This is a genomic window from Methylocystis sp. sgz306128, assembly GCF_056032725.1.
Genome location: NZ_JBVYWO010000004.1, coordinates 358,868 through 369,860, shown reverse-complemented (window position 1 = coordinate 369,860; position 10,993 = coordinate 358,868). Strand labels below are relative to the sequence as shown.

The window sequence follows — 10,993 nt, the reverse complement described above, 5'->3', positions numbered from 1 at the left end:
AGGATGTGTTCGACTACATCGAGATGTTCTATAACCCGCAACGTAAGCATGTCAGAAACGGCATGCTGTCACCGGCTGACTTCGAGCAGCAGCAAAAATTGAAACTGTAAGGTGTCTAGAAAACTCGGGGCTATTCAGATCGATAGCGCGATGCGAGCGGCGGAATAGCCGCAAATCTAGCGCAACTTCAAGCGCCTTAATTTGCCTGCTGACCGCACTTTGGGTCAGACACAGTTCATCCGCCGCGAGGGTAAAACTACGATGGCGCGCAACTGCCTCAAAGCTGTGAAACAAATCCAAAGGTGGAAGTTTATATTTTCTAACGGACATTTTTGCGCCTTTTAACTACCTCTGGCGAATTGTAGGAAATACGCTTCTTAGAGCATTTGATCTGCCTCTGAGTTTGCCCCCGGAGCTTAATTCGATTTGAAGTTCGTTCTGGCCCAACTGAAGTGCCCTCCATTTTAGGCCGGCAGGAGCTGGAATTTTCCGGGGTTTTGGCTCAGGACTGCGGGTGTGCTGATGAGCTATTTACTCGCGATATCGGCGGTTTATTGCCGATGGTGCTGTGTGGCCGAACCTCGTTATAGTCCCTAAGCCAATCCTCCATTTTTCGGCAGGCATCGTCAAGGCTCAAGAACCAATGTGCATTCAGGCACTTTGCCCAGAACTCGCTGTTGAATGCTTCGATGAAACCATTGTCGGTCTGCTGGCCTAGACAGGAGAAGTCCAGCCTCACGTTGTTTGCGCACGCCCGCAGGCCGGGATCGCGGCAGTTGAATGCGCTGTCATGGACTATCTTGATGGTCGTCGGATAACCACCGAGCTTACAAATAGTTTCGAACGTTTGGACCACATTCTCGCCTCGGGTAGATAAACAGGGCGTCGATCGCAGGGGCAATATTGCGAATGGGCATCTACGACAGTCAGAATCCAGGACCGCAGTTCATCTGTGACGGCATAGCTGACAAAATCGAGGCTCCAGCGTTCGCTTGCGGAATACAAAACCAGAGGCTGTCCTCTGTGTCAGGGAATGACCTGTATCATTACTTCGTTGCGCCGCATGAACCAGAGCGTCCAAGGCGGATCGTATTGAGCAAGCGTTACTGGACCTTTCGTGCGCAGATGGTGGGCTTTGGCTAATGCGAGAAGCTCCGCGCTTTTGCCGTCCACGTCGTCTTTGCCAGCCAAGCCGGAAAACCGAAGTACGGCGAAGCGTTTGGCCGGCAGGCTTCGCAAACGAACTTTAGGGTCGTCAGGTTCTGGCAGCGACTGCATGGTGTAGGCACTCGGCATCGTGAAACGGACAACCCAAGCGCCTGCGCTTTCCATCTGCGTAACCGGGGCTGTCATTGCGATGCTTTCGCCGGTTGGCTCCTGCGCCACTGGCGCCGTCATAGCAATGCTTTGTCGACGTTTGTTTCCGCCAAAGATGTAGCCTGCGAGCAGGCGAAAGCCCTTGCTTGCGGCTTCCTTCTGCTCTCCCGTGACGGTGACCTCGGCGACGATGAGGCTCGAATAATCCCTTACTTCAAACGCGCCATCGCTGAGGACGGTTTTGAAGGAGGGCTCTTCAATGGCCATTGAGGGACTTCCGAAAAGAGTTATCGCTAGGAGAAGGCCCAACGAGATCGGCTTCAATATTATCGATATCATTGCCAACTTACTCCAAGAAGTGCCCGCAAGTTGCAGAGAATCCCTTAAACGGCCCCGAAGAGCAAAGTGCAGGCAATCCGCTTGCTAGGCAGGTTGCTGTTCAAATCCTCCCTCTGAAATTCCGATCATGGGTGATAAACGCCGCCACAGCAACATTTTAAGCTGTTGCCCGATTACGCACAGTTCCTTTGCCTGCGCGAAACTGGTTGTTAAGCCTTCCGGCGGTGTTTGTCCTTAAGTCCAAACTGCCTCAATCAGAAATAGACGATCACATAGCTGCCGCCGGATTTTTGGTAGTAGGTTCCGCCACAATAATAGAGGTTGTACCCGCTTTAGACCCCGTAAGGACAGCCGACCGGAATCACGGCGATATACGCCTCCTGCGGATAATCCGGCGCGTCGTGCGTCGCTCCACACGCGCTTCAGCGCTGGAAATTATGGCTGATGGGCCGCCGGCAATACGGCGTCCAATGACGCCGTTTCCGATATCCTGACAAAGCTGCAACTTGAACGGTGTCGACTGCAGCCGATATGGACCTCTGCAGTTCATGAGCCTTCTCCATTTAAGGCTCACGGAGCGTATCAGTTTTTACGTGCGCCGTGGTCCAGCCCTAGGGGTTCACTTCAGTTTGTTTCAAAGCATTCCACGACGGACAGCCTTGTCCGACGGCAGCTGGACGTGAAGAAGCAGGCTTGCAAGTCTCCGCTCAACTCGGCGAGCGAAGCTTACCTAGTCTACGACTTGACCCACCCGGTGTCTATTAATGGAGCCGTGGTCCCCATAAGGAAGACGCGGTCGGCACCGACGATTTCGACGAAGAAGTCGATTGCCGCCCTGACCCTTGCGAGCCGTGCAACGTCGGGATGGTATACCAGCCATATCTCGCGTGAGGTCAAGACCTTTGGCGCGACCTGGCGTAGATTCGGCGCTCTGGAGGCGAGAAAGCACGGCACGACCGCCAAGCCAATTCCGGCTGAGGCGGCGTTGATCACCGCGACGACCGACTCTCCGCGCAGCGCTATATGCGCGCTGCTGGCGTTCGCGCCGAGCCAGCGGGCACCCGGCGACGCCGCGAGGCTTTCGCCAAATCCGATCACATTGTGCCCCGCGAGCCCGTTCGCGAGATCGGGAATACCGTGGCGCGCTATGTAATCCGCAGAACCGAAGAGCGACCAGCCGGCTTCCCCAATCCGTCGACAGATCAGCTCCGATTGCACCGTAGGCACCATGCGCAACGCTATGTCCGCCTCGCCTCGCGTCAGGTCTCTCACCGCGTTGGAGGTGTCAATCTCAACCGTGAGGTTCGGGTAGCGTGACTGCAGCTTCGCAAGATGACGGATGAGATAGCCACCGAACGCCTCAGACGTTGTCAGGCGAACCTTGCCTTCAATGCCGCTATCGGTGTGGCGCACCTGCCGCTCTATGGCAAGGAAGCAGCGCTCCGCTTCCTCAGCGGAAGGCACAATGGCGAGTGCTGCTTCGGTCGGCGTCAGACCTTCTGGCGTGCGGATGAAAAGTCTTTCGCCTAGTATCGCCTCGAGCGCCGCAATGCGCCGTCCGACTGTGGTGTGCTGAACCCGCAACTTTCGCGCCGCGGCGTTGGAAGAGCCGGAGCGATAGACCGCAAGAAAATATCGCAAGTCATCCCAATTCATGTTGTGCTTTTTAGCACAAGTGCTGGGCGAAGTTAAGGAATTCCACCGGTACAGAAGTGAGCGTAGCGTACTGTTCGACAATGGCCAGCCAATCGCGCGTCCCCCCGCAGGCAGCGCCAGGGTCAAAAGTTCCAGCTATCCAGCGGGGAAGACGAGGGAGAAAGACCATGAACGCCATGACCAATAGATCAAATCCGGCCGCGGCCCCCCCCCCCCGGGCTTTGGCGGCTCGCGTCGTTCTTCGTGAAGGCGAAGGCCAGCGGCTATGGTCCGGGCCGGGCCGTGACCTGATCTTCAAGCTCACCGGCGACCAGACCGGCGGTGCATTTGACTATTTTGTTGTCGAAGTTGCCCCTCGCGGCGGTCCGCCACTCCACGTCCATCACAAGCAGGACGAAACCATTCATGTCCTCAAGGGCTCCTTCAAAGTTCGGATCGGCGATGAAACGTTTACGCTGAACCAGGGCGGCTTCGCATATTTGCCAGCGACTGTGCCGCACGCCTTTCTTAATCTTACCGATGCACCTGGAGAGCTCATCCTCACGTTCGTTCCTGGCGGTGGCCACAGGTTCTTCGCCGATCTGGCTCCGGTCGCGCGTGCGGAAAAACCGGATCGCGCAGCAATTGCCCAGGTGTTTGCAAAACATGACATGACCCTGCTTGGGCCGCCGTTGACACAAGACTGAGCGCGCAACGCAAAGAAAGGGGGCGGCGACTGGCACATCAGTGTAGCCCCCTTGCCAGGAAATTTCGGCTTCAGGTCGTCTTTAAGACTGTAGACTGGACTTCGCCGCACTTGAGAGCAATGTCATGGATGACAGGGCGCCACGGATCATGGCGGTCTGGAAGCTTCTTACCCCGCTGACTAATGGGCCCCGGCGGGGTCGTGGTGGTGACGGGGCGATTTTGGCCCGGCTGACCGCCAGGAGCAAAAAATGTCGAAGAATGGAAGATTGGGAGAGGCTGAACAAGGCCGAGCAGGGTAGGGCAAAGAACGCTTCTGGCGTCGATAATAACAGCAAGCGGCGCAGAATAGATCGCGGCAAGATAGAACAGGGCTTTGCGGACATCCGTGCCAAAATCGCTGCGCTGCGCCATCTATACCCGCAAATCGACCGAGTGTAATCTCGATATGGCGTTCAACTCATTAGATGCCCAAAAGAGAGGCGTGTGAAGCCTATATTAAAAGTCAGGCGCATGAGGGCTGGCGGCTTCTGGCCGAACACTAAGACGACGGCGGATTATCGGGCGCTTCGCTGGAAGTTTCGGGTTTGCAACAGCTTCTCGACGCCGTGAAGCTGGGCAGGGTGGATGCGATCGTGGTCGAGGAAGACGACGCCGAGCAGGTGAGAACCATCTTTCAGCGCTACCTCGCGATTGGCTCGCTAGGCCTGCTCGTCGATAATCGGCATCGTCGAGGCGTGCGGGCGAGAATAAGATGCGGCCGAGAGGGTAGCGCCGTTCAGTCTAGCCATTTCATGGTTGGACCACTCGCCCATATTCTCAAAAACCGTTTCTATATATCGGAAATCTCATATCGAAACGAAATCCATTGCGGCGAACATGCACCGATTATTGAGAGGGAGTTGTTCGAGGCGGTGCAGGCAAAGCTCAAGGATGGAGCTGTCTCTCGAAAGGTGCGACGATCGAAGTCATCGGCTTTTCTCTCCGGTCTGCTCTTTGACGATCGCGGCAACCGGATGAGCCCGAGCCATTCCAACAAGAAGGGTGTCCGTTATCGCTATTATGTCTCGCAGGCTTTGTTGCAGAACCGTAAATCAGAGGCCGGCAGTATTTCCCGGATTGCGGCTCCGGAGATTGAGAATCTGATTGTCGCAGTTGTCAGACGTGATTTAGACGAACGACACTCAGAGGCCAATGCCAGCCATGAGACGTCTGGAGTGGCGCCAGACCGGGCGATGCCGCCAATGACAGAATTCTCCAATCGTAATCTTGGCGCCATGCAAGTCGAACGCGTTGTCCTGCACTCGAAATACATCGACATCATCATGGTATCGAGCATGACAAACGTGGAGGAGATAAATGCCGAGGGAACTATTCAAGCGAAGGAGCATGGTCAGGATTGAACCGACACGTCTTCGCTTAAAGTACAGGTGCCGTAGACACCATACAGCACAATTGCGCGAAAAGGCATCGCCTGAAAACCATCGGAGCAAGCCAATCTCGATCCAGCGATGAGCGAGACCATCCTAACTGCGATTGCCAAGGCGCGATGCTGGTTGGAAGATCTTGCCGAGGGGCGCGCGGCAGCGTTCAAGGAGATCGCGCAGCGCGAACGCAAGGTCCAGCGCCATATTCGATATCTTGCGCCTCTGGCCTTCGTCTCGCCGCGATTAATCGAGGCCATCGCCAACGGCAGCGATTGCCTGTTGCTCTTTGGTCATGCGATTGATCACCAAAAAGCAGTTGGCACGCCGGTCCATACCCTGATTAGGTCATAAATCGATCCAGTCTTCCCCTGTAGTCAAACCGGGTCTCGGATTCTAGATTTTAAAAATTCCGGAGATTCAAAATTACGCAGCCCAGACCGGATATTAAAATGGGCAAGAATTGGTCGATTTAAGCCGATTTCTGCAAGGCGCAGATATAAGGGTTCAAGCTAAAGTCCTCTGTGACCGGATCATTCTGCGCGTATTGAGCGCTCTATCCCGCATAACGGAATGCATGGCTGGGGCGGGAGGATTCGAACCTCCGTATGGCGGAATCAAAATCCGCTGCCTTACCACTTGGCGACGCCCCATCGCTGCCTCTGTCGAGGTCGCAGATGTATAGAGGCTGCGGTCGCCGCCTGCAAGTCTGACGAGATCAGAATCCGAAAATCTTCGCCAAATCATGTTGAATCAGCCACTATGCAATAATAATTTCACGACTGCGGGGAAAGTTCATGGCAATCAGGGCCTTTATATGCGGGTGTGCGGGACCTGTCCTGTCGCACGACGAACGGGCCTTTATTCAGACGGCCCAGCCCTGGGGATTGATTCTGTTCCGGCGAAACATTGAAAATCCTGAGCAAGTGGCTCAATTAACAGCCGAATTCCGAAGTCTTGTAGCCCGGCACGATGCACCTGTTCTGGTCGATCAGGAGGGGGGCAGGGTGCAAAGACTAGGTCCACCCCATTGGCCTGCCTATCCGCCTGCGGCACGGTTTGAGGCGCTGACCAAGATCACGGCGCACGAGCGCCGCGAACTGGTGCGTCTCTCGGCGCGGCTCATGGCGCATGATCTGCGTGCGGTGGGCATCAATGTTGATTGCATGCCCGTTCTGGACGTGCCGATTTCCGGCAGCCATGACGTGATCGGCAACAGGGCCTATGCGCCTGACCCCGTCCGGGTGGCCGTGCTCGGCAGGGCTGCCGCAGAGGGGATGATGGCCGGCGCAGTGCTCCCCGTCATGAAGCATGTGCCTGGTCATGGCCGCGCTCTGGCCGATAGCCATCTTGAACTGCCGAAGGTCGGAGCCTCGCGGGAAGACCTGATCGCCCATGATTTTTATCCATTCTCAGTCAATGCTGATTTGCCAGCGGCGATGACAGCCCATGTCATTTTCAAGACGCTGGATCCGCGAAATCCGGCAACCATATCCCGCTCAATCATCCGGAAGCATATCCGGGGCACGATTGGCTTTGATGGACTGCTGCTCAGCGACGATTTGTCGATGAAGGCTCTGTCCGGCACATTCCGGCAGAAGGTGTTGCGCGCATTTCGCGCCGGCGTTGACATCGTGCTGCATTGCAACGGTAATCTCGACGAAATGCGGGAGGTTGCCGAGGCTACCCCTGTGATGAACCGCAGGCGCCATGAACGGGCTTTGCGGGCCTTGGCCGTGACCAAACATGTGCCGGAACCACTTGATCTTGTGGATGCGCGCCGGCGGCTCGAATCAGCGCTTGCTTCGGGATAGGCTGCGCGTCACATTTGTGGTTAATGAAGCGGCCAGCCATTTTTCAGTTTGACGATGACATTGCTTCTGCCCCGGGCAGCGAAGCTGAGGATAGCGCGCTGCTGATCGACATTGAAGGCTACGAAGGGCCGCTTGATCTTTTGCTGGATCTTGCGCGGCGGCAGAAGGTTGACCTCATCCGAATTTCCGTTCTCGCGCTGGCGGAGCAATATCTTGCCTTCATCGAGGCGGCCCGGAAGATACGTCTTGAACTGGCTGCCGATTACCTCGTGATGGCAGCATGGCTGGCTTATCTGAAATCCCGCCTGCTGCTTCCGGGGCCGACATCGGATGCCGAACCCGATGCTGCGGATATGGCTCTGGCGCTTGCCCATCGTCTGCGACGGCTCGAGGCCATGCGACGTGTCGCGGAACAGCTCATCAACAGGCCGTGCCTCGGACGGGATTTTTTTGCCAGAGGCGCAACCGAGCCCATGGTCGAAGTCAAAACCACGGTCTATGAGGCCAGCCTCTATGATCTGCTGAGCGCCTACGCCACGCAGCGGCAAAAGCATGCTCTTGCCCGGGTCACCCTGCGGCAACGCTTTGTCTGGTCACTGGTGGAGGCGCGAACGGCTCTGGAGCGTCTGCTGGGCATAAGTCAGGATTGGGCCGCGCTGGAGCCCTATCTTCTTACTTACATGAGCACACCTGAGCAATTACGCTCGCTGAAGGCATCGAGCTTTTCCGCCACGCTGGAACTGGTGCGCGAAGGTAAATGCGCCATGCGTCAGGAAAAGCCCTTCGCGACCATCTGGCTGAAGCCAAGCCAGCAACGCAAGGCACTGGCATGACGCGCATGTCTTTCACGTTGTTTGAAAAGGGCTACGCGGAGCGTGAAGCTCTGGCGCTGAGAATCATCGAGGCTATGTTTTTTGCCAGTTCCGAACCTGTTGGCGAGGCAGAACTTGCAGCCCGCCTGCCGGAGGGCACGGACATCCGCGCGCTGGTGGAGACATTGCAGACGCACTATGCGGGCCGCGGAGTCGAACTGGTGCGTATTGGTGAGAAATGGGCTTTCCGCACGGCCAAGGACCTGTCCTGGCTGATGGCAGAAGGAGCCCCGGAACCCCGGAAGCTTACCCGGGCCGCGCTGGAGACATTGGCGATCATAGCCTATCACCAGCCGGCGACGCGCGCCGAGATCGAGGAAATCCGCGGCGTGGCCGTGGCCAAGGGCACCATTGATGTGCTGCTCGAGGCCGGATGGATACGCCTGCGCGGGCGAAGACGGGTTCCGGGCAGGCCCGTTACCTATGGCACGACCGCAAAATTCCTCGATCATTTCGGCCTTGAGCAGATCGGCGATCTGCCCGGGCTTGAGGAATTGAAGGGGGCAGGGCTATTGGACGCCAACTTGCCAAAGGGGCTTAAGATTCCGCTGCCCAATGACGATGAACGCCTGAACGAAGACGAAGAGCCGTTCGATGGACCGCTCTTCGATGATTTTTCACAGGATCTGGAAGAATGATCAGGCCGGTCCCTGAAAGCTGAGCACTTTCCGTGACGGGAAATGATAGAGCTTGCCCGTTTCCTGCCATTGCGGCGCGCAGAGCGGCATAAGAAACGGGGCGAATTCTTCTGGCGTCGTCAGTGTTTCAGGGTCTTCACCGGGCATGGCCTGCGCGCGCATGCGGGTGCGCAACCGGCCGGGGTCAACCGCCATGACGCGGATCGGGGTGATATTGCGGGTTTCTTCGGCATAGGTGCGCACAATCGCGTCCAGAGCGGCCTTGGAAGCCGCATAAGGCCCCCAGAACGGCTTGAATTCCGCCCGGTTTCCCGCGCCTGAACTCATCATGATCACGCGTCCGGCGTCCGATTGGCGCAGCGGCAGATCAAGAGCGCGGATCAGCCGCCAGTTGGCGGTGACATTGGTTGCTAATACATTGTCCCAGTCCTTGGCGTCGACATGCGCCAGCGGCGAGATAGGTCCCAGAACCGCGCCATTGCCCAGAAGGATATCAAGCTTGCCCCAGCGCTGGTATACGGCCGCACCCAGACGGTCGAGCGCGTCAAAATCTTTAAGGTCGCAGGGCACAAGTGTTGTCTGGCCCCCCAGTTGCTGAATTTCATCGTCAAGCTTTTCAAGCGCGCCTTGCGTGCGGGCCAATGCGATGACATGAGCGCCTTGCCGCGCCAGTTCCAGCGCCAATGCACGACCAATACCCCGCGAAGCCCCGGTTACGAGGGCTACGCGATCCTGCAACAACTTCATTTTCAGCTCGCTTCCGCCAACATGGACAATTGATGACCATTGCCCTCATTCGCAATATCCGCCAGCGGGGTGGGATAATCGCCGGTAAAGCAATGGTCGGTGAACTGCGGCTGCACCGGATCGCGGCGCTGCTCGCCGACGGCACGGTAAAGCCCGTCAATCGAAAGGAAGGCAATGGAGTCGCAGCCGATATATTCGCGGATCTGCTCAAGCGAGTGGGTCGCAGCAAGCAGATTTTCGCGCTCCGGCGTATCAATGCCATAAAAATCTGGATGTTTGATCGGCGGCGAAGAAATGCGGAAATGCACTTCCTTTGCGCCGGCCTCACGCATCATCCGCACGATTTTGACAGACGTCGTTCCGCGCACAATCGAGTCGTCCAGCAGGATGATGCGCTTGCCTTCAATCACTGAGCGGTTGGCGCTGTGCTTAAGGCGCACGCCGATTTCGCGTATGGCCTGCGTCGGCTGGATAAACGTGCGTCCGACATAATGATTGCGGATAATTCCCAGCTCGAAAGGAATGCCCGAGGCCCGCGCAAAGCCGATGGCCGCCGGTACGCCGGAGTCGGGCACAGGCACGACCACATCCGCTTCCACGGCGCTCTCGCGAGCCAGTTCCGCACCCATGTTCTTGCGGATGTCATAGACGCTGCGCCCATGCACAACCGAATCAGGACGGGCAAAATAAACATATTCAAAGATGCAGGGCCGCATCACGCGCGGCGGGAAAGGCTTGATGCTCTCCAGACCAGATTCTGAGATAACGATCACTTCGCCGTTTTCGACATCGCGGATGAACCGAGCGCCAATAATATCCAGCGCGCAGGTTTCCGAAGCGAGAATATAGCAGCCGTCGAGTTCGCCAAGCACCAACGGACGGATGCCGAGAGGATCACGGGCGCCGATCAGTTTCTTGTTGGTCAGGCTGACCAGCGAATAAGCGCCCTCGAGTTGGCGGAGCGCTTCTATATACCGATCCATGAACCGCGTCTTGCGGCTGCGGGCGACCAGATGCAACATCACTTCGGTATCGGTGGTGGCCTGACAAATGGCGCCATCGGCGATCAATTGCTTGCGCAAGGTCAGGCCATTGGTCAGATTGCCGTTATGTGCCACCGCAAACCCGCCAGAGGCGAGTTCAGCAAACAGCGGCTGCACATTGCGCAGAATGGTGCCTCCGGTCGTGGCATAGCGCACGTGGCCGATAGCCATTGTGCCGGGCAGACGGGCAATTGTGGACGCTGAGGAGAAGTGGTCACCGACCAGACCCATCCGGCGTTCGGAGCTGAAACGATGACCGTCAAAAGTCACGATACCCGCCGCTTCCTGACCGCGGTGCTGAAGCGCATGCAGGCCAAGAGCCGTAATTGCCGCTGCTTGTGGATGTCCGAATATGCCGAACACGCCGCATTCTTCCCGCAACCGGTCGGCATAGGGGTCGAAAATCGAAGGATCCGAGCTGTCCAAGGACGGTGCTGCCAACTCAACCATTCAAGTATT

At 57.1% G+C, this 10,993-nt stretch carries 13 protein-coding genes, 1 tRNA gene and 1 pseudogene; 8 read left to right on the top strand and 7 right to left on the bottom strand.

Translation table 11 applies throughout. The features are described 5' to 3' along the window. On the top strand, positions 1 to 110 hold a 110-nt coding region (locus AC0N03_RS09590; protein WP_474288484.1), incomplete at its 5' end, for an IS3 family transposase. A 37-nt stretch (positions 111 to 147) separates the two neighbouring features. On the opposite strand, the pseudogene AC0N03_RS09585 reads toward AC0N03_RS09590, so the two are convergent. From AC0N03_RS09585 to AC0N03_RS09570, 4 genes and pseudogenes are all read right to left on the bottom strand, one after another. Next, a pseudogene (locus tag AC0N03_RS09585) lies at positions 148 to 330 on the bottom strand (LysR family transcriptional regulator); the annotation flags it as partial. Between the two features lie 172 nt (positions 331 to 502). After that, on the bottom strand, positions 503 to 739 hold the full coding sequence (locus AC0N03_RS09580) for an integrase core domain-containing protein (RefSeq protein ID WP_474288483.1): 237 nt from the start codon (positions 737 to 739) through the stop codon (positions 503 to 505). A gap of 287 nt (positions 740 to 1,026) precedes the next feature. Beyond that, on the bottom strand, positions 1,027 to 1,584 hold the full coding sequence (locus AC0N03_RS09575) for an SOUL family heme-binding protein (RefSeq protein ID WP_474288472.1): 558 nt from the start codon (positions 1,582 to 1,584) through the stop codon (positions 1,027 to 1,029). 807 nt (positions 1,585 to 2,391) lie between these two features. Then, entirely contained in the window at positions 2,392 to 3,312 is a 921-nt protein-coding gene (locus AC0N03_RS09570) for a LysR family transcriptional regulator (protein WP_474288471.1), read from the bottom strand. A 167-nt stretch (positions 3,313 to 3,479) separates the two neighbouring features. Here AC0N03_RS09570 and AC0N03_RS09565 point away from each other — a divergent pair, with 167 nt between their 5' ends. The 4 genes from AC0N03_RS09565 (at position 3,480) to AC0N03_RS09550 (ending at position 5,774) form a co-directional block, all read left to right on the top strand. Next, a complete protein-coding gene (locus AC0N03_RS09565; protein WP_474288470.1) occupies positions 3,480 to 3,998 on the top strand; it encodes a cupin domain-containing protein in 519 nt (172 codons plus the stop codon). A gap of 124 nt (positions 3,999 to 4,122) precedes the next feature. After that, positions 4,123 to 4,437: a hypothetical protein gene (locus tag AC0N03_RS09560; RefSeq protein ID WP_474288469.1), complete on the top strand. Its 315-nt coding sequence runs from the start codon at positions 4,123 to 4,125 to the stop codon at positions 4,435 to 4,437. Positions 4,438 to 4,583: 146 nt separating this feature from the next. After that, positions 4,584 to 5,399: a recombinase family protein gene (locus AC0N03_RS09555; protein WP_474288468.1), complete on the top strand. Its 816-nt coding sequence runs from the start codon at positions 4,584 to 4,586 to the stop codon at positions 5,397 to 5,399. Positions 5,400 to 5,507: 108 nt separating this feature from the next. Next, entirely contained in the window at positions 5,508 to 5,774 is a 267-nt protein-coding gene (locus tag AC0N03_RS09550) for a hypothetical protein (protein ID WP_474288467.1), read from the top strand. Positions 5,775 to 5,998: 224 nt separating this feature from the next. Here AC0N03_RS09550 and AC0N03_RS09545 read toward each other — a convergent pair. After that, positions 5,999 to 6,073: transfer RNA gene (locus AC0N03_RS09545), tRNA-Gln, on the bottom strand. 144 nt (positions 6,074 to 6,217) lie between these two features. Here AC0N03_RS09545 and nagZ point away from each other — a divergent pair. The 3 genes from nagZ to scpB are packed head-to-tail and all read left to right on the top strand — an operon-like array spanning position 6,218 to position 8,744. After that, the gene (gene nagZ, locus AC0N03_RS09540) at positions 6,218 to 7,234 is read left to right on the top strand and encodes a beta-N-acetylhexosaminidase (protein WP_474288465.1); all 1,017 of its coding nucleotides are present in this window, start codon (positions 6,218 to 6,220) and stop codon (positions 7,232 to 7,234) included. Between the two features lie 23 nt (positions 7,235 to 7,257). Beyond that, complete coding sequence (locus AC0N03_RS09535; RefSeq protein WP_474288464.1) at positions 7,258 to 8,067, top strand: segregation and condensation protein A; 810 nt, start codon at positions 7,258 to 7,260, stop codon at positions 8,065 to 8,067. After that, positions 8,064 to 8,744 carry an SMC-Scp complex subunit ScpB gene (gene scpB, locus AC0N03_RS09530; RefSeq protein ID WP_474288463.1) on the top strand — a complete coding sequence of 227 codons (681 nt, stop codon included), beginning with the start codon at positions 8,064 to 8,066 and terminating at the stop codon, positions 8,742 to 8,744. The genes AC0N03_RS09535 and scpB overlap by 4 nt, the downstream gene beginning before the upstream one ends. On the opposite strand, the gene AC0N03_RS09525 is transcribed toward scpB, so the two are convergent. Together AC0N03_RS09525 and purF are read right to left on the bottom strand one after the other, a co-directional pair. After that, entirely contained in the window at positions 8,745 to 9,491 is a 747-nt protein-coding gene (locus AC0N03_RS09525; RefSeq protein ID WP_474288462.1) for an SDR family NAD(P)-dependent oxidoreductase, read from the bottom strand. A gap of 2 nt (positions 9,492 to 9,493) precedes the next feature. Beyond that, positions 9,494 to 10,984: an amidophosphoribosyltransferase gene (purF, locus tag AC0N03_RS09520; RefSeq protein ID WP_474288459.1), complete on the bottom strand. Its 1,491-nt coding sequence runs from the start codon at positions 10,982 to 10,984 to the stop codon at positions 9,494 to 9,496. Positions 10,985 to 10,993: the final 9 nt, after the last annotated feature.